At 49.1% G+C, this 25,789-nt stretch carries 29 protein-coding genes and 2 tRNA genes; 17 read left to right on the plus strand and 14 right to left on the minus strand.

Annotated elements, in window-relative coordinates; translation table 11 throughout:
• The first annotated feature begins 453 nt into the window (after positions 1-453).
• The 4 genes from K1X45_RS00075 (at position 454) to K1X45_RS00090 (ending at position 4,520) form a co-directional block, all read left to right on the plus strand.
• Positions 454-3,135, plus strand: a complete 2,682-nt coding sequence (locus tag K1X45_RS00075) for a hypothetical protein (protein WP_220159447.1) — start codon at positions 454-456, stop codon at positions 3,133-3,135.
• The gene (locus K1X45_RS00080) at positions 3,132-3,551 is read left to right on the plus strand and encodes a hypothetical protein (protein ID WP_220159448.1); all 420 of its coding nucleotides are present in this window, start codon (positions 3,132-3,134) and stop codon (positions 3,549-3,551) included. Before K1X45_RS00075 ends, K1X45_RS00080 begins: the two co-directional genes overlap by 4 nt.
• A 176-nt stretch (positions 3,552-3,727) precedes the next feature.
• Entirely contained in the window at positions 3,728-4,195 is a 468-nt protein-coding gene (locus K1X45_RS00085; protein WP_220159449.1) for a Panacea domain-containing protein, read from the plus strand.
• Positions 4,164-4,520 (plus strand): hypothetical protein, encoded by a 357-nt coding sequence (locus K1X45_RS00090; protein ID WP_220159450.1) that lies wholly within the window; start codon positions 4,164-4,166, stop codon positions 4,518-4,520. The genes K1X45_RS00085 and K1X45_RS00090 overlap by 32 nt, the downstream gene beginning before the upstream one ends.
• A 123-nt stretch (positions 4,521-4,643) precedes the next feature.
• Here K1X45_RS00090 and K1X45_RS00095 read toward each other — a convergent pair whose 3' ends face one another.
• Positions 4,644-4,946, minus strand: a complete 303-nt coding sequence (locus K1X45_RS00095; RefSeq protein WP_220159451.1) for a DUF982 domain-containing protein — start codon at positions 4,944-4,946, stop codon at positions 4,644-4,646.
• 96 nt (positions 4,947-5,042) lie between these two features.
• Between K1X45_RS00095 and K1X45_RS00100 the strand changes: the two genes are divergently transcribed.
• From K1X45_RS00100 to K1X45_RS00110, 3 genes are all read left to right on the plus strand, one after another.
• Complete coding sequence (locus K1X45_RS00100; RefSeq protein WP_255560461.1) at positions 5,043-5,795, plus strand: glycoside hydrolase family 108 protein; 753 nt, start codon at positions 5,043-5,045, stop codon at positions 5,793-5,795.
• Positions 5,792-6,052, plus strand: coding sequence for a hypothetical protein (locus tag K1X45_RS00105; RefSeq protein WP_220159452.1), 261 nt, complete (start codon positions 5,792-5,794; stop codon positions 6,050-6,052). The genes K1X45_RS00100 and K1X45_RS00105 overlap by 4 nt, the downstream gene beginning before the upstream one ends.
• 96 nt (positions 6,053-6,148) lie before the next feature.
• Positions 6,149-6,442, plus strand: a complete 294-nt coding sequence (locus tag K1X45_RS00110) for a hypothetical protein (protein WP_116089428.1) — start codon at positions 6,149-6,151, stop codon at positions 6,440-6,442.
• Here K1X45_RS00110 and K1X45_RS00115 read toward each other — a convergent pair.
• The 6 genes from K1X45_RS00115 to K1X45_RS00140 form a co-directional block, all read right to left on the minus strand.
• Positions 6,429-6,647, minus strand: coding sequence for a hypothetical protein (locus K1X45_RS00115; RefSeq protein WP_220159453.1), 219 nt, complete (start codon positions 6,645-6,647; stop codon positions 6,429-6,431). The two genes, K1X45_RS00110 and K1X45_RS00115, sit on opposite strands and share 14 nt — an antisense overlap.
• Before the next feature lie 128 nt (positions 6,648-6,775).
• Positions 6,776-6,985 (minus strand): cold-shock protein, encoded by a 210-nt coding sequence (locus tag K1X45_RS00120; protein ID WP_220159454.1) that lies wholly within the window; start codon positions 6,983-6,985, stop codon positions 6,776-6,778.
• A gap of 442 nt (positions 6,986-7,427) precedes the next feature.
• A tRNA-Arg gene (locus K1X45_RS00125) sits at positions 7,428-7,504 on the minus strand.
• Between the two features lie 24 nt (positions 7,505-7,528).
• Positions 7,529-7,840 (minus strand): ETC complex I subunit, encoded by a 312-nt coding sequence (locus K1X45_RS00130; protein ID WP_163026116.1) that lies wholly within the window; start codon positions 7,838-7,840, stop codon positions 7,529-7,531.
• A gap of 92 nt (positions 7,841-7,932) precedes the next feature.
• Positions 7,933-8,009, minus strand: a tRNA-Pro gene (locus tag K1X45_RS00135).
• Positions 8,010-8,169: 160 nt separating this feature from the next.
• Positions 8,170-9,348: a cystathionine beta-lyase gene (locus tag K1X45_RS00140; RefSeq protein WP_151157979.1), complete on the minus strand. Its 1,179-nt coding sequence runs from the start codon at positions 9,346-9,348 to the stop codon at positions 8,170-8,172.
• A 287-nt stretch (positions 9,349-9,635) separates the two neighbouring features.
• Here K1X45_RS00140 and K1X45_RS00145 point away from each other — a divergent pair, with 287 nt between their 5' ends.
• From K1X45_RS00145 to K1X45_RS00165, 5 genes are all read left to right on the plus strand, one after another.
• Entirely contained in the window at positions 9,636-10,493 is an 858-nt protein-coding gene (locus K1X45_RS00145; RefSeq protein WP_220159455.1) for a phosphatase PAP2 family protein, read from the plus strand.
• 287 nt (positions 10,494-10,780) lie between these two features.
• Entirely contained in the window at positions 10,781-11,812 is a 1,032-nt protein-coding gene (locus K1X45_RS00150; protein WP_028233512.1) for an amino acid ABC transporter substrate-binding protein, read from the plus strand.
• 359 nt (positions 11,813-12,171) lie between these two features.
• Positions 12,172-13,365, plus strand: coding sequence for an amino acid ABC transporter permease (locus K1X45_RS00155; RefSeq protein ID WP_075655871.1), 1,194 nt, complete (start codon positions 12,172-12,174; stop codon positions 13,363-13,365).
• 1 nt (position 13,366) lies between these two features.
• Complete coding sequence (locus tag K1X45_RS00160; RefSeq protein WP_220159456.1) at positions 13,367-14,521, plus strand: amino acid ABC transporter permease; 1,155 nt, start codon at positions 13,367-13,369, stop codon at positions 14,519-14,521.
• Between the two features lie 196 nt (positions 14,522-14,717).
• The gene (locus tag K1X45_RS00165) at positions 14,718-15,467 is read left to right on the plus strand and encodes an amino acid ABC transporter ATP-binding protein (RefSeq protein WP_116088250.1); all 750 of its coding nucleotides are present in this window, start codon (positions 14,718-14,720) and stop codon (positions 15,465-15,467) included.
• A 54-nt stretch (positions 15,468-15,521) separates the two neighbouring features.
• On the opposite strand, the gene K1X45_RS00170 is transcribed toward K1X45_RS00165, so the two are convergent.
• On the minus strand, positions 15,522-15,899 hold the full coding sequence (locus tag K1X45_RS00170) for a glyoxalase superfamily protein (protein ID WP_213597440.1): 378 nt from the start codon (positions 15,897-15,899) through the stop codon (positions 15,522-15,524).
• Between the two features lie 23 nt (positions 15,900-15,922).
• On the opposite strand from K1X45_RS00170, the gene K1X45_RS00175 reads away from it, so the two are divergent.
• Both K1X45_RS00175 and K1X45_RS15965 read left to right on the plus strand, forming a co-directional pair.
• Entirely contained in the window at positions 15,923-16,240 is a 318-nt protein-coding gene (locus K1X45_RS00175) for a hypothetical protein (RefSeq protein ID WP_220159457.1), read from the plus strand.
• Positions 16,241-16,479: 239 nt separating this feature from the next.
• The gene (locus tag K1X45_RS15965) at positions 16,480-16,605 is read left to right on the plus strand and encodes a hypothetical protein (protein WP_255560462.1); all 126 of its coding nucleotides are present in this window, start codon (positions 16,480-16,482) and stop codon (positions 16,603-16,605) included.
• On the opposite strand, the gene K1X45_RS00180 is transcribed toward K1X45_RS15965, so the two are convergent.
• A complete protein-coding gene (locus K1X45_RS00180; protein WP_213597444.1) occupies positions 16,600-16,962 on the minus strand; it encodes a VOC family protein in 363 nt (120 codons plus the stop codon). The two genes, K1X45_RS15965 and K1X45_RS00180, sit on opposite strands and share 6 nt — an antisense overlap.
• Positions 16,963-16,978: 16 nt before the next feature.
• Positions 16,979-17,524: a GNAT family N-acetyltransferase gene (locus tag K1X45_RS00185; RefSeq protein WP_220159458.1), complete on the minus strand. Its 546-nt coding sequence runs from the start codon at positions 17,522-17,524 to the stop codon at positions 16,979-16,981.
• Between the two features lie 178 nt (positions 17,525-17,702).
• Between K1X45_RS00185 and K1X45_RS00190 the strand changes: the two genes are divergently transcribed.
• On the plus strand, positions 17,703-18,125 hold the full coding sequence (locus K1X45_RS00190) for a VOC family protein (RefSeq protein ID WP_151157964.1): 423 nt from the start codon (positions 17,703-17,705) through the stop codon (positions 18,123-18,125).
• Positions 18,126-18,200: 75 nt separating this feature from the next.
• On the opposite strand, the gene K1X45_RS00195 is transcribed toward K1X45_RS00190, so the two are convergent.
• Complete coding sequence (locus K1X45_RS00195) at positions 18,201-19,442, minus strand: FAD-dependent monooxygenase (RefSeq protein ID WP_220159459.1); 1,242 nt, start codon at positions 19,440-19,442, stop codon at positions 18,201-18,203.
• 180 nt (positions 19,443-19,622) lie between these two features.
• Entirely contained in the window at positions 19,623-19,880 is a 258-nt protein-coding gene (locus K1X45_RS00200) for a zinc-finger domain-containing protein (RefSeq protein WP_022710464.1), read from the minus strand.
• A 399-nt stretch (positions 19,881-20,279) separates the two neighbouring features.
• Here K1X45_RS00200 and K1X45_RS00205 point away from each other — a divergent pair, with 399 nt between their 5' ends.
• Both K1X45_RS00205 and ppx read left to right on the plus strand, forming a co-directional pair.
• The gene (locus K1X45_RS00205; RefSeq protein WP_370627128.1) at positions 20,280-22,484 is read left to right on the plus strand and encodes an RNA degradosome polyphosphate kinase; all 2,205 of its coding nucleotides are present in this window, start codon (positions 20,280-20,282) and stop codon (positions 22,482-22,484) included.
• Positions 22,481-24,004: an exopolyphosphatase gene (ppx, locus tag K1X45_RS00210; protein WP_075655674.1), complete on the plus strand. Its 1,524-nt coding sequence runs from the start codon at positions 22,481-22,483 to the stop codon at positions 24,002-24,004. The genes K1X45_RS00205 and ppx overlap by 4 nt, the downstream gene beginning before the upstream one ends.
• A gap of 64 nt (positions 24,005-24,068) precedes the next feature.
• Here ppx and K1X45_RS00215 read toward each other — a convergent pair whose 3' ends face one another.
• Both K1X45_RS00215 and rnd read right to left on the minus strand, forming a co-directional pair.
• Positions 24,069-24,608 carry a dihydrofolate reductase family protein gene (locus K1X45_RS00215; protein ID WP_220159460.1) on the minus strand — a complete coding sequence of 180 codons (540 nt, stop codon included), beginning with the start codon at positions 24,606-24,608 and terminating at the stop codon, positions 24,069-24,071.
• A gap of 2 nt (positions 24,609-24,610) precedes the next feature.
• On the minus strand, positions 24,611-25,765 hold the full coding sequence (rnd, locus tag K1X45_RS00220) for a ribonuclease D (protein ID WP_220159461.1): 1,155 nt from the start codon (positions 25,763-25,765) through the stop codon (positions 24,611-24,613).
• Between the last annotated feature and the right edge of the window lie 24 nt (positions 25,766-25,789).

The following is a 25,789-nucleotide window of genomic DNA, read 5'->3' on the forward strand; positions in this document are numbered from 1 at the left end:
GTGTTGAAGCATAAGTGATGCAATCTTTAAGTGAATCTCGAGACTTCTTTATTGAGTTGTAATCATTCACTAGAGTGTTGTACTGGCTTCTTACATTCTCATACTCATCGATAGCGTTGTCTAGCTTATCTTTACAGACGAAGCCTTTGTACCCGCAAGTGTAGCTATCAAAGCATTGCGCATCTTTTTTAACGCATTTCGCGTTCCAGCCATCGCAAACATTATCATTGTAATCAAGGCAGGCCGCTCTTTTACCAATCGGGCACGAAAAAGATTGAGCGTAAGCTGATGTACTCACAAGCACCGATATAAAAACTAAAACTATTCTAAGCATAGCCACCCCCGTTAAGCTTTAGAGAGCACAAGCTTTCATGCTTGTCGAGATCGCAAACAGAACGCCACAGTTAATTTTCAGCCGCTCCATTATGGGCGGCTTTTTTATTGGAGCCATCAATGACTGTTCCAGTCCCAGACCAGCTTGAGTTTATCTCAGAAGGCAACGGCGTCTTAAAAGAGTTCTCATACCCGCGCCGGTTTCTTCAAACGGATGAGATTGTTGTTGCTTTTCGAGAGGACAATATCGACACGATCAAAGGCCTGAACATTGACTATACCATCGTCGGTTCGTCTTGGCCGAATGGTGGTTCAGTTGTCTTCACTGTCGCGCCTCCAGTTGGCGTTAAAGTTGTCCGGTACCGCAAAACGCAGGCCAAGCAGACTGTTGATCTGAACAACAATCAGCGCAATGACGCGAAGGCCGTGGAGTTGCAGCTTGATCGTCTCACGATGGGCTTGCAAGATACAGACGTTCTTGCTCGCAGTGCCGTTCGGACTGACAGTAAGGAAGGCTACCGTCTTGCTTCTCCTGTCGCTGAAAAACTGCTTGCATGGGACGAGCAGGGCAAGGCAATCGTCTCTTCCACTAAAACACTTGCAGAGCTGGATAGCGGCATTGCCAGCGCTCAGAAATCGGCAGAAATTGCAGTTGCAGCGAAAGATGCCACGCTTGAAGCTATCGATGCAGTATCGGACGATCTGACAACCGTCATTGAAATGCGTCCTGAAATTCAGGCCGTAATTTCTGATAAGACGAATATCGGAATAGTCGCTAGCAACACAGAGAATATCAATAAGGTTGCTGATGCTGATACTCAGGTTCGCAAAGTTGCGGCGGTCGATACATCCGTAAGTAAGGTTGCAGCTATTGATATAGACGTCACGCGGGTTGCAGCAATCTCTACTGATGTTCAAACCGTTGCGGGTGATCGTAACAACATCAGTGCAGTTGCAGATAATAAAACCAACATCGATACGGTTGCAGCCAACAAAACAAACATTGATGCGGTCGCTGTAAACAAACCGAATATAGATGCGGTTGCAGGCAATGCAGATAACATCAACAATGTTGCAGTCAATAAATCGAACATTGATAAAGTCGCGGCCAATGAAGTGCGTATCAATGCAGTTGCAGCGAACGAGACACGCATAAATGCTGTAGCCGGTAACGAGGCCAACATTAATACCGTTGCGGCTCATGCTGCCGATGTTGATCTTGTTTCCGCGAACATGGCGCGTGTCGTTATCGTTGCCGATAATATGGGTAAGGTTGCTGCGGTTGCGGTTATCGCAGGCGAGGTTGTTGCCGTGGCCGATATCAAGGATGCTGTGCAGGCTGTTGCGGTGATTGGGGAGGACGTTGAAAGCGTCTCGAAGAACATCGCAAGCGTGGTGAATGTTGCGGGCAACCAGTCAAATATTGATATTGTTGCCCTGAATATTAGCGACATTCAAAACGCTTCTCAAAACATGGTGGCGATTAAAGCTGCGCCTGATGCGGCAACACGGTCGGAAACTGCTGCAGGGCAATCCAAGGATTACCGAGACGAGGCGCTTGGCGTATTCGCCAATATGAAGGGCGGGGCGGTTGGGTATGCTCTGGTTAAGCGCAGTGCTGATGACTATGATTATGAGTGGCTCGAAATAACCGGCCTTGGTGATATGACTAAGGCTGTGTTTGATCCGACCGGCGTCAATGGTGATGCTTTTAGCATGGGTAACATGATCGAGACGCCCATAGCGAAGATCATGACCAATGCTGAACGCAATAAGCTGGCTGGTATAGCGACTGGTGCAACGGCGAACATCGGCACCGTCACAAGTGTTGGGGTTGCTGTTCCTGCTGGGTTTACAGTAACCGGTGCGATTACTACGAGCGGCACAATCACAATCAGCTATGCATCTGGCTATCAGGGCTATACCACAGCAGAGGCAAATAAGCTGAACGGTATCAATCTGGATCTCTACCAGACGCTGGCATTAAAAGGCCTTGCAAATGGTTACGCTGGCTTAGATGCTGCCGGTAAAGTGCCGACCACTCAGTTGCCTGATACAGTTCTCGGAGCTGTTCGTTACATGGGCGTGTGGGATGCCGCCACAAATTCACCGACCATTCCTGCCGCATCTGCCGCAAACAAGGGCTGGTACTATATGGTATCAGTCACCGGCGCCACGAACATTGACGGAAACGGCGAGTGGGTTGTTGGCGACTGGATTGTTTCTAATGGCACGCGGTGGGATCGGGTTAAAAACGTCGATGCCGTAATCAGTGTAGCAGACCTGCGCGGCGCAATCACTGCGGCAGCTCTTCGTATCGCATTGAGCATTAACAACGTGGCCAACAAGACAGAAGCGCAGATGGTGGCTGCCGGGGCGATTGCCGATAAGTTCAATGCTCAGCAAACAGCTATTAATTCTAAAGTGTTTGGCGACAGCGCTATAACTGTAGGGTTTTCCAGCGGAAATCTCGATCTCCCGTACCTCAGACGAGATAGCGATAACTTCAGGTTTTTGGCTCCACAGGAACGGGGTCTTGGGAAATCATGGGTGAATGTTACTGGCTCTCGATCAAATGGTACTCTGTATTATAATAACACCGGACAGACTATGGCAATCAGTCTGACGGTAAATGCCAATGATGTACGTGCTATGCTGTACATTAATGACGTACTTGTTGTGGACGCCTATAACTGGACCCAAAGCGGTGGACGAACTGTCAATGCATTTTCACTCGTGCCAAATGGCAGCTCGTATAAATATAGTTGGAACGGTACACCTACAATCTGGGAATTACGATGATGGAAAAAGGATTTTACCACCCCGATATAGGGTATTGGCAGACAGTTGGTGGTAACCCTGTTGCAGAAGATTACATGGATGGAACTATCGAAGTCCCATTAAAGCCTGGTGATAATTACGTTTGGCAAAACGGGAGCTGGGATTTTTTACCTCCAGCTGAACCAACACCAGAAGAGCAACGCGCCCTGATGCCATCAATTAGCAAGCGCCAGCTTCGTCTGACACTGGTTCGCAACGGTATTAGTTTGAGCGACCTTGACGCGGCTATTATCGCAATGGGTGATGAAGCTGTAATCGAGTGGCAAGACGCTTCTGAGTACCGGCGTTTGCACCCATTGCTCAACCAAGTGGCAGCGCATCTGTCGTTAACGCAGGAACAGGTTGATGCAATGTGGCAGCAGGCTTTAACTGCCTGACGATTGCTCTCTCATTAATAATTTTCTCTGCCCTTGAAGCGGTATTTATGCAGAGTGAGAACAAAACGCGGCCATTCGTCATGATATTAACTATTTTCTAGCGTAATAATGACTTGACAGATTGAATCACCTATATGTGTCACAACATTGATTAACGTTACGCGCAGGAGGTGCTCATGTACGATGTGATTACAATCGCTGACACTATCTTGAAGTTAGCGAAAGAAAAAGGCCAGTCCCTTACCCCTATGCAGTTGATGAAGCTTGTGTACATAGCACATGGCTGGAGTTTGGCATTAAGGGAAACAGATCTTTTTGGAGAGCGCATTGAGGCGTGGCGGTATGGCCCAGTCATACCGGATTTGTATTTTGCTACAAAAAGATGGGGACGCCAGTCTATCCCGTTCAATATGATTGATGATGGAATAAATGTTGATCAGGAGACGGAGAGTTTCCTAAGAGATGTAGTCAATAATTATGCTCATATAGATGGCATTGCATTATCGCATATGACGCATAAACCAAGTACACCTTGGAGCAGCGTTTATGTTGATGGATTGAATGCGGTTATCCCAGACAATCTGATTGAATCTCATTACAGGCAGTTATTGAATGAGCGATCAAAAATTACCGCCTCCAACTGAGAATGAAAAAACTCCGCCATCATGGGCTGATACATCCCTTTCTAAAAAAGAGGAATCTTTATGGGGTAACACGGACAAGCTGCGTGGCATCAAAGAAAAAAATGATCAGATTTGGCATGTCTGTTTTGGTTGGATTGCCGCGGGAATGATGATTTTTTTCACGCTTGTATTTGTGGCTTCGTTATCAATATGGATGTGGCATCAACTTACACCGTGGGTTTGGTTGACAGATGCTCAATTATCTAAGATTCAGTCCGTGATATTTAGCGGCAGTATAGGCGCCATTGTATCCTCATATATGCAGAAACAACTCCAAAAAACATAGCTATTGTAAATACCCAAAACTGAAGCCTCGCTTATGCGGGGCTTTATTTTGCATGGAAACGGATGTCAGCTTAACAGCTGAAAGCCCGAACACGACAATGTTCGGGCTTAATCATAAACCTACTTATGCTGACAATTGGCCATCATTGATTGGAGACTGCCTCATCCATGGGATTGATCCTTTTGGATCGTCAAGAATACCACGCTTGCGGGCAAAACCTTTAATTGCATTTTGGGCAACAATTACTGGTTTAATTTCATCGTGTACGTCGCAGCATGCCTTCCAAGCGGTGTCATAAATTAAATCGCGGTCATCTTCTGGCCATTCGTGCAAGAACATAAGGGCATCGCGAACACTGGCAATCTCTAGTGTTAAATAACGCCCATTTTTAACGAAAACTGGTTTGTCAAACAAACGCTCGCTCACAGCAACCTCCTTAATACGAACGATATGTGTTGGAGTGACGCCTTCGATTTAGTGAGTGCATTTTGTATTTCAAGGGATACCTTAGAAAGGAACGCTATGCGTGAGACCTTAACGACCGCGCTTGACCTGATGTTTGGTCATGAGGGCGGATATGTGAATAATCCGAAAGACCCGGGCGGTGCCACGAAATATGGCATTACTCACAGGACATTGGCCGCCCACCGTGGTGTTGCCAGCGTTACACCGGCACAGGTCAAAGCGCTCACCAAGGAAGAAGCTGCAAAGATTTATCGGCGCTCATATTGGGTGCAGTCCGGCGGAGATCTACTGCCGGTCGGTATCGATTTCATGGCTTTTGATTATGGCGTGAACAGCGGGCCCGCACAGGCGGTTAAATCGCTGCAGCGTGTTGTAGGTGTGACTATGGATGGTGTCGTCGGGGGGCGGACTGTTACGGCCGTGAAGGCTTATAAAGGTGATCTTATTGCAGCATATGCCGCAGAACGCCTCCGGTTCATGAAAACTCTGAAAACGTGGCCGGTGTTCGGTTGGGGTTGGCAACACCGGGTGAGAGGCGTTGAGACACAAGCGCGACAGATAGCAAAGGGAAGTATTGCTGATTCTATCACCCATCATGCTTCGGCTAAGGCCAACCCCAAAGATCAATCAATCATAGAAACATTAAAGAAGCCTGAAATATGGTCATCTGCTGGCGGCCTTTTATCCGGCCTTGGTGGAATGGCCACCGGTTCGGGTCCGATCCAGTGGGCGCTTGCAATCATCATGGTCGGAGCGTTTGCCGCCGGTGCATATTTCCTCATCAAGCGCATGCAGGATCAGGCGACATGAAGATCAGGTTTCAACACATCACTGGTGCGGTCATCGGAGGGGCAGTTTCAGGCCTCTTTTTTTATGCGCTTGGTGTTCATGACGGCAAACAAGATGTGGCCTTGAAAGCCGCTCAAGCCGTGACACAGGCAATCCAGAACAGGGCAGGGATCAATGAAACAATCGACAATATGGATAGCGTTGCTCTGTGTAATAAGCTTGGCGGGGTGCGCGAGCAGTGCGAACAATTGCGCGGGGTGGCAGAAGATCAGCCTTAAACCGGAAACCGCTGTCTATCTGGCAGGTAATGACCAGAGCGCAGGTAAGGGCATTGCTGGTCACAATGCATATGGGAACAAGGCGGGGTGCTGGTGATGTCGCCAACAGAGAATGATTTCGATCTTCGTTCCCGCGTTGTAAATCTTGAGCAGCAGCTAACGGGTATTCTCCCGCGCCTTGTGGTTCTCGAGAAGTTTCAGGTTCAATCTGAAATAGCAGATGCACGCAAAGACGAACAATGGAAGCATATGGACAACCGGTTTAACGATCTTGAGAAGAAAATATCCGGTGTAAGTGATACTCTGGCTAAGGTCGTTTGGCTTATAATAAGCGCTCTGATCCTTGGGGTTGTCAGCTTCATGATAAAGGGTGGTTTTAATGTGGCTTAATGTTGCTCTTTGGTTTTGATTTCTTTGTTTTTGAAGGTGGTGTGATCGCTGCTTGAGCAAGTCTTTGTGCTTTTAATCGCGCGGTCTTCTCATCACGAAGTTTCACATTTTCTTCGATTCCATCGGAGATACGTGCATGAACACTGCTTTGAAGCTGTGTTTTCTCAAAGGCAATTTCTGCATTTTGACGTAATAAGCTATGCATTGATTTCATCTGGTAGCCAATCTTGATGTGAGAAATAAAAAAGGCCAGACAAAAATGCCTGACCTCTCATTATGTGTATTCTCTCCAGTGCCAGTACATCCGTGGTCAAAGGAGTGAGTTACACCAAGTTATGCTGCTTGCAGATTGCAAGCTGACATTTTGCCTGACTTATTATCACGCTCAAGATCGTAACCGAGCTTCTGGCCATCTGTAAGTTCACGCATACCTGCGCGTTCAACCGCTGAAATGTGTACAAATACATCAGCTGCGCCATCATCAGGCTGGATGAAGCCGAAGCCTTTAGTGGAATTAAACCATTTAACTGTGCCAGTAGTCATAACGAACCCTTTTCATAGCAATATAATATAATCACGCCACCGGTTGGTGGAGCGAAAGTGATAACGATTTTTTTGAAAGGAGAGGTTCGTCAAAGGCGCAGATGTTGCGCAGAAAGCAAAGCTAAACAAGCAAATATCGATAACGCTAATATGGACTATTATAATTATTTGTCAACTGCTGGTTTGAGAAGTTATTAAAATCAATTTTTGGTTGTGCTAATTCTCTTGCGTTAAGATAGAAATTTACGCCCATATTTCTGATGCGAACAAACGTTAACCTTGCTTAGCAAGAGAGAAAAGAAGCAATTCTTGGCGTGATCAGCTTCATGATAAGAGACGGATTTTCTGTTCAGGGAGAACAACAATTGAACAAATTTGTAAACTGAACAAAAAATACTGTAAACCAGCTTAAATGTAATTTGTTCTAAGTTATTGAAATGAATGGCGATCCCGACTGGATTCGAACCAGTGACCGTCGGCTTAGAAGGCCGGTGCTCTATCCAGCTGAGCTACGGGACCGCATATTCTGAAAGCGGTATATAATTAGTGAGTCCAAGGCTGCTGACGGTCAAAACGGAAATTATCCGTGTAAGACACTTTGCGGCGTTTGGCTTCTTTAGGTTCTTCAATCCGGTAGGCAATGCCGTATTTCTGCGCATAAGCGATCGCTTCTTCGAGGCTCTCGAAGCTCATGCGGATCTGGCTTTTCATATCACGGGAAGAAGTATACCCCATCAGCGGTTCAATTTTACGGGCTACTTCAGGCTCATATTCAAGAAACCAGGCTTCGGTCTTGGCTTTACCGGATTGCATGGCAGTCTTGGCTGGACGATAAATACGGGCAACCATATTCATATACCTCAGGGCACAAAAGCGACCGTCAAATCTTATATTTGCTGGTCTGTTAAACGAGAGACAAATTTCACTATAATATTCAGTATTTGTCATGGTCGGAGCGAGAGGATTCGAACCTCCGACCCCCTGATCCCAAATCAGGTGCGCTACCAGGCTGCGCTACGCTCCGCTATCCTCAAAGGATAAGATGTGTCTAGAATTTTCAAGGCAGGAGTGCAAGAGGCAAAACGGCACTTCCAACCAAAAATGCATGAATGTCACACTATAAAAGCGGAGACAAAAGCACTGTTTTGTCTCCGCTTTTAGAAGCTTCCGTATTTTACAGATTATCAGACTGCAAATGCAGCCTGAAGTCCCTGTTGCAGATCGTCAATCAGATCCTGTGTATCTTCAAGCCCGATTTGCAGGCGGATCACCGGTCCTTCATAGCTCTTTGCTGCAACTGTCCGGTCACCGAGCTGAACATGCACGGCCAGACTTTCATAGCCGCCCCATGAATAGCCGAGGCCGAATAGTTTTAGCGTATCGAGCAATTTGTGGGCTTCTTCTTTGCCGCCTGAAGCGAGAACCACAGAGAAAACACCGCTGGCACCTTTGAAATCACGTTTCCACAAGGCATGATCCGGGTGGCTTTCCAACGCAGGATGCAGCACACGGGCAATCTGGGGTTGCTGTTCCAGCCAGCGAGCAATGGTCAGAGCGCTTTGCTGGTGATGGTTAAGGCGTAGTCCCATGCTGCGCAGGCCGCGCAGAATTTGATAGGCATCATCGGAATTTACGCACATGCCAAGGGCGGTATAGGCGTTTTCCAGCTGTTTCCAGCATTTTTCATTCGCGGAAATCATGCCGAACAAAATGTCGGAGTGTCCCGAAGGATATTTCGTTCCGGCATGGATTGTAATGTCCACACCAAAATCAAGCGCTTTGAAATAAAGAGGCGTTGCCCATGTATTATCCATCATCACGACGATATCGTGCTGATGTGCGGCTTCGACAATTGCCGGAATATCCTGAATTTCAAATGTATTGGAGCCGGGTGATTCTGTGAAAACGACGCGTGTATTCGGGCGGATCAGTCCGGCAATATCCGCACCGATATGCGGCGGATAATATTCGATCTCAACACCATATTGCTTCAGCAATGTATTTGCGAAGCGGCGTGTCGGATTATAAATCGTATCAACGAACAGCACATGGTCGCCGGCTTTCAGGAAAGCGAGCAGAGGAACGGTAACGGCAGCCAGACCGGACGGAACGAGCAGAGTGCCTGCGGAACCTTCCAGCTCGTCAATCGCACTGCATAAAGCGTCCGTTGTCGGTGTGCCATGCGTGCCATAGGTATATTTCTGGTTTTCCGTTGCCATGGTCGCAGCATCCGGAAACAGGACAGTCGAAGCGCGCACAACCGGCGGATTGACAAAGCCGTGATATGCATAAGGATCATTCCCGCAATGGGTAAGCATTGTGTTGATCCCTAATTCCCCCGTACCCTTTTCTGATTTGACCATAAAAACGCCTCCTGCTGCCTGTTAGTCTGTATTGTCTCGTGTGAGTCTTCGTTATTCGTGCTGAAACGGAATCGCTTTTTCTGAAAATATTTGTGTTTTCAGCGTGTTAACAGTGCCGTTTTGCATTTTCAGCAATAAGCCGGAAAATGACAGTTGCGACTAGAGCATAATCTTTGTGCTTTGTCCTGAAACCTTATGCTTTCTTTATGAGAAGCGGTAAAACGGATTTACAGCACAGTAAGAAACGAACAATTTATTGATTGCAGCAGTTGCGGTGTGAGAGTTTTATGAGTTTAAAATATGAATTTTCAGAATTGAAAACCTCTGTTCAGGCGGGGCTGGCACGGCGCAAGGCGCAATCCGGACAACAGGCTGAATATGAGGGGGCTGATCAGAGCGCGGCCAATCTGTGGTCGTATCAGCTGACGCTGTTTCTGCTGGGTATGATTGCGGGTGCGGGGTTGCTTTTACCTTTTGACGGGGATTTGTCCCGCCTTGCCGTTTCCGTGCAGTGGTTGCCTGTAGAGATTCTGAAATCGCTGACGAATCTCGTATTGGCCGCTCCCTATGTTGCATTATTCACCGTCATTATTGCGGTCTGTCTGGTGAGACGGCACAGGTTGCGCGGGCAGGAGGGCTATGGCCTTAAAATTCCTGAGCTTCTGCAAAATTATAATCGTCTGGGCACGATTGCCGGTCAAAGCCTGTTCGGTATTTCTGCGATCCTGGGTGCCGGACTGATCGTGAATATTCTCAAATATTTTGTCGGCAGGCCGCGCCCGTTTCTTATTGATAGTGCAGGGCCTTTTGGTTTCAAGCCGTTTGATTTCAGCCATGCTTATGTCAGTTTTCCGTCCGGTCATGCCTGTACGGCAGCTGTGCTGGCCACGCTGCTGGCGCTGTGGTTTCCGCGTTACCGGTTCTTTGCCTATGCAGGTCTGGCGCTGATTGCTTCAAGCCGTGTTTTCGTTCAGGCGCATTATCCGAGTGATGTGGTGACCGGCTTTGCTATTGGCACGGTTACCACCTTGATTCTGGCGCGGTTTCTGGCGCAATCGGGTCTGCTGTTCCGTCTCGGGGAAGGGCAGATATTTCCTGAGCCGAAAAATATAATCAGCAGAAGAATCAAGCTGCAAGGCGCTTAAGTTAAGGTTTTTGAGGCAGGGCAAGCTGTGTTCAGGGAGCAGACTGAACAATTTTCCGTGTTTGGACCCTTGACCTGTCGAAAATAATAGCTTTCGATAGACACAGTTTTAGACGCATCCCGTTTCCGCCTTGCGGATCACAGGCTGAACTAAACCGGTTAAAGCCGGATATCAGGCTGTCAAAACGAAAAGCAGATCCGGTTCAGATTTTGCCGGATATGACAGAATGCCGAAATTGATTTTTGAATGCTGATAATAAGTTTAACGATAATGAGGGTGAGCATCATATGAAAAAGTCAACTTTACTCAAATTGGCCGGCGTGGCTGCTTTGACCGTTACAACCTCTGCAGCAATTGCCGGCACATTGGATGATGTGAAGAAAAAAGGCTTTGTACAATGCGGCACCAATACGGGTCTGCCGGGTTTTGCCGCCCCGAATGATAAGGGGGAATGGTCTGGTTTCGATGTTGATTATTGCCGTGCTGTGGCATCGGCTATTTTCGGGGACAAAACCAAGGCTAAATTTACACCGCTGAATGCCAAAGAGCGCTTTACTGCGCTGCAATCCGGTGAAATCGACATTCTTATCCGCAACACAACCTGGACAATCAGCCGTGATACATCTCTCGGCTTGGAATTTGCCGGTGTGAATTACTATGATGGCCAGGGCTTTATGGTCAACAGTAAGAAACTTCCGGATATTAAATCAGCATTGCAGCTGTCCGGCGCATCAATTTGCGTTCAGGCAGGTACAACAACTGAAATGAACATGGCCGATTATTTCAAGGCTAATAAGATGGAATATAATCCGGTCGTCTTTGAGAAAATCGAAGAGGCCAATGCTGCTTATGACAGCGGCCGTTGCGATGCTTACACAACGGATCAGTCCAGCCTTTACGGTGTCCGTCTGGCGCTTTCCAACCCTGACGATCACGTCGTTCTTCCGGAAATCATTTCCAAAGAGCCGTTCGGTATTGTTGTCCGTCAGGGCGATGCACAATGGGCCGATGTGGCGCGCTGGGTTCATAACGCACTTCTGAATGCGGAAGAAGCCGGTATTACGCAGGCTAATGTTGAAGAGATGATGAAGTCTGATTCACCTGAAATCAAACGTCTTCTCGGAACAGAAGCTGAAACCAAGATCGGCGTTGATCTGGGTCTTGATAATGACTGGGTTGTGAAGATTGTTAAAAATGTCGGCAATTACGGCGAGATTTTTGAACGCAATATCGGCACAACAAGCCCGCTGAAAATTGCCCGCGGTATTAATGCGCTGTGGACCAAAGGTGGTCTGCAATATGGTATACCAATCCGCTAATATCGGCGTATAATCAGAATAAGCACCTGCACCACATCATGTGGTGCAGGATGGCTTTCTGTACCTGAAATATAATTGAAACATTGTAATTTTGTGCCGTCCGGAGCGTATCCGAAAAGCGGGGACCGGTTTTCGGGTCAGATACGCGTATAAGCAAATAGCTTGAGCATGAAACGCTTTTTGACGTGCAATAAAAACAAAAGATAGCTGAAAGATTGTACCGCTATTTAAGGTACCTGCCGATATGGCCGAAATCCCTGTCTGAAATTTATAATTTGATAATCCGGCTATAGGTGAAAAGGCGCAGGGGGCTTTTCAAATATCTGGTTAAATATCTGACAGCAGAGCATGAGGTGCGCATGGCAGATCAAAGCGCCGTAACCGGCAAGCGACAGGAAACACAAGTTTCCCTCCTGAATAATCCGAAAATGCGCGGATTATTTTATCAGGCGGTTGTTTTTATTTCAGTTTTTGCTTTGATTTATTGGATAATAGGAAATACAGCCGCAAATTTGCAGAGGCTGAACATTGCATCCGGTTTTGACTTTCTGAAAAGTCGCGCAGGTTTCGACGTCAGCCAGTCGCTGATTAGTTATGATGCGGATTCCAACTATGCACGGGCCTTTGTGGTCGGTCTTCTGAATACGCTTTATGTTGCTGTACTGGGTATCATTACAGCATCGGTTATCGGATTTCTGGTTGGTATCGGGCGTCTCTCGGGAAACTGGCTGATCGCCAAAATCTGTACTATTTATGTCGAGACTTTCCGTAATATCCCGCCATTGCTCGTGATTTTCTTCTGGTATTTCGGCGTATTGTCGGTTTTGCCGGAAGTGCGCGGCAGCTATGCTTTGCCGTTTGATACTTATCTGAACAAACGCGGTTTTTTCTTTCCGTCCATAATCTGGGGCGAGAATGCATGGCTTATATTCGCGGCTTTCGTTGCCGCTGTTATTGCAGCCTTTGTCATTCATCGCTGGGCACGTTTGCGTCAGGCAAAAACGGGGCAGATTTTTCCGTTCTGGCGTGTTGCTTTGGCACTGATTATCGGATTGCCGGCGCTCGCATTTTTCATCACGGGAATGCCTGTCAGCTTTGATATTCCGAAACTTGGCTCATTCAATCTGACCGGCGGCACACAGGTAAAGCCTGAGTTTTTGGCGCTTTATCTGGCGCTGTCATTCTATACGGCATCCTTCATCGCGGAGACTGTGCGCGGCGGTATCAAAGGGGTTAGCAAAGGCCAGTCAGAGGCTGCGGCAGCTTTGGGCCTGCGCAGACCGCAGGCGATGCGCCTTGTTGTCGTGCCGCAGGCGATGCGGATTATCATTCCGCCTTTATCGAGCCAATATCTTAATCTGACGAAAAACTCGTCTCTGGCGATTGCTATCGGCTATCCGGATTTGATGGCTGTCGGCGGTACAGTGCTTAACCAGACAGGGCAGGCGGTAGAAGTTGTGGCGATCTGGATGGCGGTTTATCTCGGCATCAGCCTCATTACCTCTGCATTTATGAACTGGTTTAACGCGAAAATGGCATTGGTGGAGCGGTAAGATGACAAATTCAGACTTACAATATGTACGCTCGCAAATGGTTGATCCGATGCCGGCACCTGCCAGTCAGAAAGGCATTGCCTCATGGATGAAAGAAAACCTGTTTTCGAGCCTTAAAGATACCGTTCTGACAATCATGGGTATTTCGCTGATTGTCTGGTTTCTGCCGGGATTGATAAACTGGTTGTTTGTCAATGCTGTCTGGGCGGGGACTGACCGCACATTCTGTACCACAACGGTGCAGGGCGGTTTGCAGCCGGATGGCTGGTCGGGTGCCTGCTGGGCTTTTGTCGATGCAAAGCTCCAGCAATTTCTTTACGGGCGCTATCCGGTTGATGAACGCTGGCGTGTGAAACTCGTGGCGCTGGTATTCGTGATTTTGCTGGTGCCAATGCTGATCGGCAAGCTGCCGCATAAAATGCTGAACGCAGTCCTGTTGTTCCTTGTTTTTCCGGTCTTCACCTATTTCCTGCTGGTCGGCGGTTCCTTCGGTCTTCGTTATGTTGAAACCTCGCTCTGGGGCGGTCTGCTGGTAACGCTGATCCTGTCCGTGGTGGGGATTACCGTATCGCTGCCGATGGGTATTTTGCTGGCTTTGGGACGGCGTTCCAATATGCCGGTTATCAAGACACTGTGCGTGATCTTCATTGAGGTTATCCGCGGTGTGCCGCTGGTGGCATTGCTGTTCATGGCCAGCGTCATGCTGCCGCTGTTCATGCCGCCGGGTACCAGCTTTGATAAGTTTTTGCGTGCGCTCGTCGGCGTGTCATTATTCGCTTCCGCCTATATGGCTGAAGTCATTCGCGGCGGCTTGCAGGCGATTCCGTCAGGGCAATATGAAGGCGCGGATTCGCTGGGTTTGAGCTATTGGCAGAAAACTCTGTTCATTATCCTGCCGCAAACGCTGAAACTTGCTTTGCCGGGTATTGTGAACACGTTTATCGGCTTGTTCAAAGACACAAGTCTTGTTTACATTATCGGTATGTTCGACCTGCTTGGAATCGTCAGGCAGAATTTTTCGGATGCCACTTGGGCAACACCGCAGACACCGGCAACGGGTCTTGTTTTTGCCGGATTTGTATTCTGGATTTTCTGTTTCTGTATGTCGCGTTATTCGCTATATATGGAGAGAAGGCTGGATACGAGCCATCGGTAAGCGGCTGCGGAAAACCGGGAGTTGGTTTTTCGCTCACAGCTGCCAAAGAACAGAAATGGTTTCATTCAGACGGATGAAACCATTCAATCGGGAATACCATCAGCATTATTGCTGCGGATGGTCAGTGAGGGAATAAAGAATGAGCATGCAATCGGGCGCTTTGCTGAAGCCGACGATGGAAGAAACGGGAGCAATTATGGAAATATCCAAAACCGATGTCGCAGTCGATATTGTCGGAATGCATAAATGGTATGGTGAATTCCATGTGCTTCGCGACATCAACTTGCGCGTGATGCGCGGGGAGCGCATTGTCGTGGCAGGGCCTTCCGGTTCCGGTAAATCAACGATGATCCGTTGTATTAACCGCCTTGAAGAACATCAGAAAGGCCAGATCATTGTGGACGGCAAAGAGCTGACCAATGATCTGAAAAAGATCGATGAAGTGCGTCGCGAAGTCGGTATGGTTTTCCAGCATTTCAACCTGTTTCCGCATCTGACAATTCTTGAGAATTGCACGCTTGCACCGATCTGGGTGCGCAAAATGCCGAAGAAACAGGCAGAAGAAATTGCGATGCATTATCTGGAACGCGTTAAGATTCCGGAGCAGGCCAATAAATATCCGGGTCAGCTTTCCGGTGGTCAGCAGCAGCGCGTGGCGATTGCCCGCTCACTCTGCATGAAGCCGCGTATTATGCTGTTCGATGAGCCGACCTCTGCGCTTGATCCTGAAATGGTCAAGGAAGTGCTGGACACCATGGTCAGCCTCGCTGAGGAAGGCATGACCATGATCTGCGTGACCCACGAAATGGGCTTTGCGCGTCAGGTTGCCAACCGCGTGATCTTTATGGATCAGGGGCAGATTGTTGAGCAGAATTCACCATCCGAATTCTTTGACAATCCGCAGCATGAGCGTACCAAGCTGTTCCTCAGCCAGATCCTGCATTAATTTTCAGTAGATATCAAAACACCCGCAGTGCAAATTGCGGGTGTTTTTTATTATCTATTCGTCATGCGGGCCTTCGCAGAACTGGATACGATTGCCGAAAGGATCAATCACAGCTAGAACCCGACCCCATGGTTCATTTTCTATGCCGGGGCGCAGGAAACGGTATTTACGACTGCTGATTTCCTTATGCAGGCTATCAACACCCTGCATACGCACGAAAATATTAGCACCGGGGCTGCCATCACCGTGATGTTCACTGAGGTGCAACACCAGATTGCCGCGCGAAACCTGCATATAGAGCGGCATATTTTCAGCAAAGCGATGTTCCCAGTCACATTGAAAACCCAGATAGTCGAGATAAAATTCTCTGGCTTTCTCAATGTCGAAAATTCTGAAAATAGGGCAAACCTGCTCAAACTGGACATTGCTCATAAGAAGTTCTCCGGTGTTTTGCCATGACTATAAAATATGCCTGTAAAATTCATATTAAAACTATACAGGCAGTGGTGGGAGAAAAAATGCAATATCAATGGCTGAACCGGTTGGAGCAAAAACACCATCAGAGTTTCTTTGAACTTTACACAAAGGAATGGTGGACGCAGAGCCGCTCCTATGACGATGCGATTAATATGCTTGTTCATTGCGATCTGATTATCGCCTGTTGTGATGTGCAGGATCGCGTCATCGGTTTTGTCCGTGTGCTGACGGATTATACTTTTAAAGCGCTGATTTTTGATGTGATTGTGGATGAATCTGATGCGGGTAGGGGCTAGAGCATTTCACAGTCAAGTTGGATCAACTTGACGCCCGTAATAATGCGACCAAATAAAGAATCTAGAGCGAGCGCTATGATCCAATCTGGACGTAAACCGCTCTAGGTCAGGAAATTGTCTCACGCATAATCCGGCATCCTGATCTGCAAAAAGTTCAGAGTTTTGAACTCTATTGCCCTGAGCGTTTAAAGCATTTCCAGCAAAAGTGGGAACCGGTTTTGCGTAGGATAATGCGCAAAATGAACAATGAGAGCGGCTCCAATGATGTTGTCATAATTGAAACCGCTCTCATTCCGTTTTATGAAAAGCAGGACTTTGTAAAAGGCTCATCCTGCCTGATGTTTCATCTGGCAAAGCCTTTATAATCTCTGCATCAGCTCGATACGATTGCCGAACGGATCGTTGATATAGGCACGAAGATAGCCGGCCAGTGGTTCATCCTCGGTCGCTTCTACCTGATGCTCTGCGAGCATTGCTAAAAATGCAGACAAGTCATCAACCAGAAAAGCCGGATGCGCTTTTTGTGCAGGAGCAAAACCGCGTTCAACGCCGAGATGAACTTTAAGATCACGCAACTCAAACCAGCAGCCGCCGCGTTTTGCCAGATTGTCGGGTTTGGGAACTTCCGTCATACCTAACAGGCCGCTATAAAATGTGCGGGCTTTGTCCTCACCACCGGCAGGCATTGCAAGCTGAATATGATCCAGTCCGAGTATCGGCATTGTTTTCTCCTGTTGTTCAGGCAGGCAAGGTCGGTTGTATCAGCACATAATTTTCATGGCGCTCACCGGGAAGTTCAAACCAGATTGAACCCTGCCTTTGGAAACCCTGTTGCCTGTAGAAGTGTAATGCAGGGTGGTTATCATGCAAGACCGAAAGCCAGATATGGCCGATATCCTGTGCTTTTACTGCTTCACGTGCCTGTTGCATGAGGGTAGAGCCGATCCCGCATCCGGCATGGCGGGCTCTGACATAAAGCGTACTGATCTCTGCGGCTGTTGTCAGCGCATGCAGGCTTTCGGGCAATACGGCATGATAATCAATGGCAATATAGCCGAGCAGATGACCATCCTGTTCCGCGACAATGATCTGTTTTGCGTTATCCGCGATCATCTGTTCAAAATATTGCGGCGTAAAACGCTGCAGCACATATTCAGCAAAAACAGTGCTGATACCCGCCTTGGCATAGGTATGCAGCCAGACTTCGATAGATAAAGCTGCCAGTTTTGCAGCGTCGAAGGATTTGGCCGTGCGATAAATTAATAAATCGGGCTCCTGTCTCAATCTGTCTGATTTGATGTAGTATGCTGTCACTGGAGTGTACCCCGAAAAGTGCGAAGCAGTTTTCGGGATACGCGTAAAACAAAGAATCTAGAGCGAGCACTGTGATCCAATCTGGACGTAAACCGCTCTAGCGCAGAAGTTAAACAGTCCTGCCAAATATTCTGAGGAGGAAATTATAATGAGCAGACTGATATTTGTGAACTTTCCCGTACGTGATCTCGATAAGTCGATCAGTTTTTATGAGGCAATCGGGGCACGGAAGAATGATATGTTCTGCGATGAAACTGCAGCTTGCATGGTTTTATCGGACGTTATTCACGTCATGCTGATAACCCATGATAAATTCCGCCAGTTCACACCCAAAAACATTGCCGATGCACATACTGTCAGCGAGGTGCTGGTTTGTGTTTCAGCATCGGACAAGCAGGAGGTAGATCAGCTAGTCAGCAAGGCTGCATCTGCCGGTGGCAAGGCTGATCCGTCAGCTGTGCAGGATTATGGCTTTATGTATGGCCGCAGTTTTGAAGATCTGGACGGCCATATCTGGGAAGTGATGTGGATGGACATGGAAGCTGCAAAGCAGGCCATGGCAAAAGACTAAACTATTCCCTGTCCCGTTCTGATCGCAATGTTAGCGTTTGAACAACGGGACAGAGCCTGAAAAACATGATGCGGTTCAGGATGTAATGTCAGCCGCATCATATTGGTAAAGCCAGTCCAGATCGCGCAGGAAATCATCAGGTTTGCGTATTTTAAACAGCATGTTACGGCCGAGAGCCACAGGGCCGCTGGCGTGATAGGCAAAACGGTTGAGCTTGCCGCGGCGGGCAACTTTGGCAATGCGCACCAGTCTTTGTTTTTCAAAGGCAGCGAGAGCTTCGCTGTGATCACTTTGCTCCGGCGAGAGATGTGCTGCGAGCGAGGCCGCATCTTCAATAGCCATCGCTGCCCCCTGTGCCGCAAATGGTGTCATCGCATGAGAAGCATCGCCAAGCAGCACAAGGCGCTTATCAATCACCAGCTTTGGCTCCGGCATTTCAAACATCGGCCAGAATGTCCATTGCGGTGCGGCTTTGATGACATCGCTGACAGCCTGAGACCAGCCTGAAAAACTGCGGATCAGAGCGGCGCTGTCGCCTTTCATGTCCCAGCTTGTGCCGATATCTTCACCATCGGTAATCGCGACAAAATTAAAGGCTTTACCGTTTTTAATCGGATAGGCGATCAGATGTGCGCCCTGACCAAGCCATGCAGAAACACTGAGTGTATCTTTGAGACTATCAAGAAAACTCTGCGGCAGCTTCTCAGCGGGCAGGGTGGTTCGCCAGGCAATATGATCTGTGAATCTTGCGCGGCTGTCATTTTGCGTGGCCGCATTATTCGCCACAAGTCCGGCACGTTGCGCCGACCACACACCGTCGCAACCAAGCAGCAACTGTCCGCTATAGTCGGTAATCTGATCGTTGAGATCAACGCGGATCGTTACTTTGTCTTCTGAAATGTGATGGGACAGCACATTAGCGCCGAGATGCAAAGTAATCTGCGGATGCGCGCGCACGGCCTTGAGCAGGACTGCCTGTAAATCCGCACGATGGCAGGTAATATAGGGTGCATTCCAGCGTTGTTCTGCCTGTGCGCCGAGTTCCATGCGAATAAGCGGTTGTGCTTTCACACCGTCCATCAGATAGAGCGCGTCAGGGCTGACGGCATGGGGCAGCAGGTCTTCCATAATGCCCAGACGGGCAAGAAGCCGCGTGGCATTGGGTGCCAGCTGCAAACCGGCTCCGACTTCGGAAAGTGCCGGTGCCTTTTCCATCATCAGCACGGAAAAACCCCGCCCTGCCAGAGCCAGAGCCGTGGTCATACCGGCAAGTCCGGCACCGGAAATAAGAATACGCTGATTATTCTGGTTTTGCATGGTTGCCCTCACAGCCGTTGAGGCAGATGCCGGAAATATCTGAACGGGATTTTATCCCGTTCTTATCCTTGCACAACGGCATCTACAGAAACTGAAGCGTGGTGTCAGAGCAGTCTGAAAGAAAATAACAACTGCTCTGATGGTGAAAAACGGGGCGCATTTTCACGGAGGCAGGCAGGATTATTCTGCAGCCGCAACCTGAGGATCGTTGAAGGTGCAACCGGCAGGCACAGTCTGATCTGCGCTCAGGGATGCATCGTGACGATAAAGGGTCGAGCAATAAGGGCAGACAACTTCTTCCTCATCGCCCATATCGAGAAACACATGCGGATGGTCGAATGGCGGATTGGCGCCAACGCACATGAATTCTTTAACGCCGATGCTGATGGCATTGTGGCCGGCATCGTTCTGAAAATGAGGGATGATATGATCTGACATATGACGACTCCAGTGATGGTATCACCTTAAAGCATTTATGCTTTGAGCGGAATCACTCGCCACATCAATGCGGTAACAACAAAGCGTGAGAGAGACAGCAGGCGGTACCTTAATGCCGGCAGCGCTCGGACGCATAATTTGGCTCTGATGTATCGCGAATAATGCAGGAGCGGAAGTGTTTTTTATAGTTTCTGCTGTAATCTCCGCTTTGTTAAGAATTTGTCATACAGAATGCATAAACGAACCTTAACAGGAGCACTGTTCAGAGGATCGAATATCGTCCGGTCTTTCCGGTAATTTCTGAGTGCCGGCGATTTCAGAGGGATTGTTAACGTGTCGCATAAAAAAAATCATGGATCGGTTAAAGAGGCTGAACCTGTGGGTAATATGCCGGCATTAATGGCCAAGACAGATATTATTGCTGTTTCAGATATGTCTGCCGATGATGCTGTGCGGAACCTGTCTGACAGTCCGGAGCGCTTTGTCAATCGTGAGTTCTCATGGTTGCAGTTCAATAAGCGCGTATTGGCAGAGGCTGTGAACAAACATCAGCCATTGCTGGAACGTCTGCGCTTCCTGTCGATTTCAGCGGCCAATCTTGATGAATTTTTCATGGTGCGTATTGCCGGTCTTGCAGGGCAGGTGCGGGCAGGTGTGGCCACACGTTCAGCCGATGGCCGTACACCGCAGGAGCAGCTTGATTTTGTATTGGCAGAAGTTGCCACTTTGCAGGTTGCGCAGCAGGAAACGCTGCAAATGCTGCGCCAGGAACTGGCTCAGGAAAATATTGAGATTATCCGATCTGACCGCCTGAAAAAACACGACAAGAAATGGCTTGAACACCATTTTCTGGATACGATCTTTCCGGTTCTCACGCCTTTGTCGCTCGATCCGGCGCATCCGTTTCCGTTCATTCCGAATCTCGGCTTCTCGATGGCGCTGCAATTGTCGCGCATAACCGACAAGCATCCGATGGTGGCGCTGTTGCGCCTGCCGGTGGCACTCAGCCGTTTCGTGCAGATACCGTCCGAGGCGGGTGTCTATCGTTTTATCACGCTTGAAGATGTGGTGAGCCTGTTCATTGAGCGCCTGTTTCCGGGTTATGAAGTGCGCGGCGCCGGTACATTCCGCATCATTCGCGACAGCGATATTGAAGTGGAAGAAGATGCTGAAGATCTGGTTCGCCATTTCGAAACTGCGCTGAAGCGCCGTCGTCGCGGACGGGTTATCAGTATTGAGTTCGACAGTGATATACCGGAAGCGCTGCGGGTGTTCATGACCATGGAGCTTGGTGTTTCCGAGAGCCGTGTGAGTATTCTTCCGGGTCTGCTGGCGCTGAATATGATTTCGGAAATTGTTGCTATTCCGCGCGATGATCTGAAATTCACCCCCTATAATCCGCGTTTTCCCGAGCGCATCCGTGAGCATGGCGGCGATTGTTTAGCGGCAATCCGTGAGAAGGATATTGTCGTTCACCATCCTTATGAGTCTTTTGATGTTGTGGTGCAGTTTCTGCGCCAAGCAGCACTTGATCCGAATGTGCTGGCCATCAAACAAACGCTCTACCGCACTTCGAATAATTCGCCGATTGTGCGTGCGCTGATTGATGCGGCGGAAGCCGGTAAATCGGTGACAGCGCTGGTGGAGCTGAAAGCCCGCTTTGACGAGGAAGCGAATATTCGCTGGGCACGCGATCTGGAACGTGCAGGCGTACAGGTGGTGTTCGGCTTTATCGAGTTGAAAACGCACGCGAAAATGTCGCTTGTCGTGCGCCGCGAGGATGAAAAACTGCGTTCTTATGTACATCTTGGCACCGGCAACTATCACCCGATTACCGCGAAGATTTACACTGACTTGTCTTTCTTTACGTCTGATGCCGATACGGCACGCGATGTGGCGCATATTTTCAATTTCATTACCGGTTATGCGCAACCGGCAGATGTTATGAAACTGGCTATCTCGCCTTTTACGTTGCGCCGCCGGATTCTGAAACATATTGAAAATGAGATTGAACACGCGAAAGCTGGTCGTCCGGCGGCGATCTGGATGAAAATGAATTCGCTGGTTGATCCGCAGATCATTGATGCGCTCTATAAGGCCAGCAGTGCAGGGGTGCAGATTGATCTGGTGGTGCGCGGCATTTGCTGTCTGCGTCCGCAGGTTCCGGGTCTGTCAGACAATATCCGCGCCAAGTCCATTGTTGGCCGTTTTCTTGAGCATTCACGTATTTTCTGCTTCGGTAACGGGCAGGATTTGCCGTCCAAAGAGGCAATTGTCTATATAAGCTCGGCAGATATGATGCCGCGAAACCTTGACCGGCGCGTGGAAACGCTAGTGCCTGTTACAAATGTGACCGTGCATCAACAGATTTTATCGCAAATTATGCTTGCAAATCTCTACGATAATCAACAAAGCTTTGAGGTACTTTCAGACGGAACCTCCAAGCGGATTAAACCCGTGGACGGGGAAGAAGCTTTTAACGCTCAGGAATATTTCATGACCAATCCCAGCCTGTCCGGTCGCGGCAAGTCTCTGAAATCGTCAGCACCGCGTTTGATTGCGCGTCACAACCGCGTTCGCGCAGAGCGAAACCGTAACGCATGACTTTGTCTCTGGCACAGGGCCGCTTGAAAGGTCTGGAACCGGTCGCAGTTATTGATATCGGTTCCAACTCCGTGCGTATGGTTATCTATGAAGGTATTGTGCGTTCTCCGACAATTTTCTTTAACGAGAAAATTCTGAGCGGTCTGGGTAAAGGACTGGCACAAACCGGACGTCTGAATGATAAATCGGTCGCCAGTGCGCTTGAGGCACTGCGGCGTTTCCGTGCGCTGGCCAAACAGGCCGGTGCAACAAAAATCTATACAATTGCCACAGCGGCTGCGCGTGAAGCGGAAAACGGGCCGGATTTCATTGCACGGGCGGAAGAAATTCTGGGTGAAAACATCCAGATTCTCTCCGGCCGCGAGGAAGCTTATTATTCAGCACTTGGTATTATTTCCGGTTTTCACCATCCGGACGGTATCGCCGGTGACCTTGGCGGCGGCAGTCTCGAACTGGTTGATGTGCATGGCGATAATCCTGACAAGGCGATCGGCAGCGGCATAACACTGCCGCTCGGCGGTTTGCGCCTGCAGGATTTGTCCGGTGGAAAAATTACAGAAGCTGCGAAAATCACCCGCAAATATGTCGGTGATGTCGAGTTTCTGAAAGAGGGCAAAGGCCGCACATTCTATGCGGTGGGCGGTACATGGCGAAATCTTGCCAAGCTGCATATGAGTGCCAAACATTATCCGCTGCATGTCATGCATGGCTATGCGATGGATCCGGAAGATGCCTATCACTTCCTCTATCGTGTGGCGCGGTTTGATATTGATCATATGCGCGGCATTGAGGCTGTGTCGAAAAACCGCCGTCAGCTGTTGTCCTATGGTGCGACAGTGCTGATGGAAGTTGTTAAGCGCATGCAGCCGGCACAAATCGTGTTCTCGGCAATGGGCGTGCGTGAAGGCTATCTGTTCTCCTTGCTCGCTAAAAAAGAGCAGAAACTCGATCCTCTGCTTTCCGCTGCTGAAGAGCAGGCGGTGCTGCGTTCGCGCTCACCGCGCCATGCCCATGAGCTGGCGGACTGGACCGGCTATGCATTCGAGCAGCTCGGCTATGATGAGACCGAGGATGAATATCGCTATCGCCGTGCGGCCTGTCTGCTGGCTGATATCAGCTGGCGTGCACATCCCGATTATCGCGGCCCGCAGGCGCTAAATATTATTGCTCACGGCTCATTCATCGGGATTGATCATCCGGGGCGTGCTTATATGGCGCTGGCCAATTATTATCGTCATGAAGGCGTGATGGATGATGATGCCGCGCCGGAGATTATCCGTATTGCAACGCCGCGTCTGCGCGAGCGGGCTCGGGTTCTGGGTGCATTGCTGCGTGTGGTATACCTGTTCTCTGCATCAATGCCGGGGGTAATCCCGCAGCTTAAATGGCGGCAGGAAGGCGATGTTCTGGCGCTGGTTGTACCAGAGGCCTATCGTGATCTGGTATCAGAGCGACTGGATAACCGGCTGAATGTTCTGGCCAAGGTAACCGGCAAGACACTGCGTTTTGCGGTTGAATGAAGCTAAAATATTGCATCGCAGCATGAAGTAATAAAAAAGCCGGATCATCACGTCCGGCTTTTTTTTACATCGTTTTGTTGAATGTATAGCGACCTTGCAGCAACCCGCTTGGAAAAGCCTGATGGCTGGTGAGTTTCCATTGGTTCATGGACATATCACCTTCAAACAGTCGCACACCTTTGCCGATTGTGGCCGGTACCCAGCTTAAAGTCAGTTCATCAACCAATTGTTGTTGCAGGCCTTGGCGCACAACATTGCCACCATCGAGATAGACATGCCTGAGACCGCGCGCGGACAGCTCCGGCAGCAGATCACTGAGTGTGCCATTAAAGCTGGTTTCGCCATAAACAGGTGTCAGCGGGCGGCTGGTCAGTACAACAACCTGCTTGCCCTCATAAGGCCAGAAGCCGAATGTCAGCACTGTGTCATAGGTATTGCGCCCCATAACCAGCACATCAATATCAGCCATCAAGGCATTATAGCCAGTATCTTCAGGCGGATCGGTTTCGACCACGGATAGCCACGACAGATCATTGTCCGGACCGGCAATATACCCGTCCAGACTGATGCCCAGAAAAACGCTGACTTTGATCTTGTCGCTCATGCTTAATCCAGCGGAACTGCTTTGATCTTGCGGTTTTCAAATTTGATGCCGATTTTGCCTTCAATCATTTGCAGGGCTTTTTCACCGAAAAGCTCACGACGCCAGCCCTTCAGAGCCGGTACATCCGCTGCATTACCCTTGGCAGCAATCTGATCAATATCATCGGAAGAGGCGACAACTTTCGGTGCTACGCCGTGATCTTCGGTAATGATTTTGAGCAGCAGCTTGAGCACATCTGAAGCGGCACCGGTGCCTTCCGGCGCATTATATTGCTTTGGCAGGCGTGGCATGTCTTCTTTCGGAATGCTCAGTGCTTCATTGATCGCTTCAACCAGCCCCTGTGCATGAGAGGAACGCTCCCAACCTTTTGGAATAGTACGCAGACGGGACAGCGCTTCCGCATCGCGCGGCTGCTGCTGGGCGATTTCCTGAATCGTATCGTCTTTAATCACACGACCGCGCGGAACATTGCGTTCACGTGCTGCACGTTCACGCCATGCGGCAACCTTCTGCATAACTGCCAGTTCGGCAGGCTTGCGCAGGCGGATTTTCAGACGCTTCCACGCATCATCAGGATGCATGTCATAGGTCTCGCGGGCGGTAAGAATGCGGATTTCTTCGCTCACCCAATCATTGCGACCTTCTTTAGTCAGGCGATCCTGCAAATAGAGATAGACATCGCGCAGATGGGTCACATCGGCCAGTGCGTAATCCAGCTGTTTGTCGCTCAGCGGACGGCGGCGCCAGTCGGTAAAGCGGGATGACTTGTCCAGATTAACACCGGTGATACGGGCAACCAGCTGATCATAAGAAATGGCATCGCCAAAACCGCAAACCATCGCTGCAACCTGTGTGTCGAATACCGGCTCAGGGATGAGATTTCCGAGGTGGAAAACGATTTCAATATCCTGACGGGCGGCGTGAAACACTTTGACGACAGATTTATCCGCCATCAGGGCGAAGAAAGAGCTGAGATCAATACTCGGTGCCAGTGCGTCCACCAATGCCGTTGTGTCCGGCGATGCCATCTGGATCAGGCAAAGTTCCGGCCAGAAAGTGGTTTCACGAATGAATTCGGTATCCACAGTGACAAAATCAGATTTTGAAAGCTGTGAAACGGCCTGTTCAAGACCCTGTGTTGTCGTAATGAGTTCCATGATTTTTCTATAAACAATCGCAAT

This window comes from Pseudochrobactrum sp. Wa41.01b-1 (assembly GCF_019464455.1).
GTDB lineage: Bacteria > Pseudomonadota > Alphaproteobacteria > Rhizobiales > Rhizobiaceae > Pseudochrobactrum > Pseudochrobactrum saccharolyticum.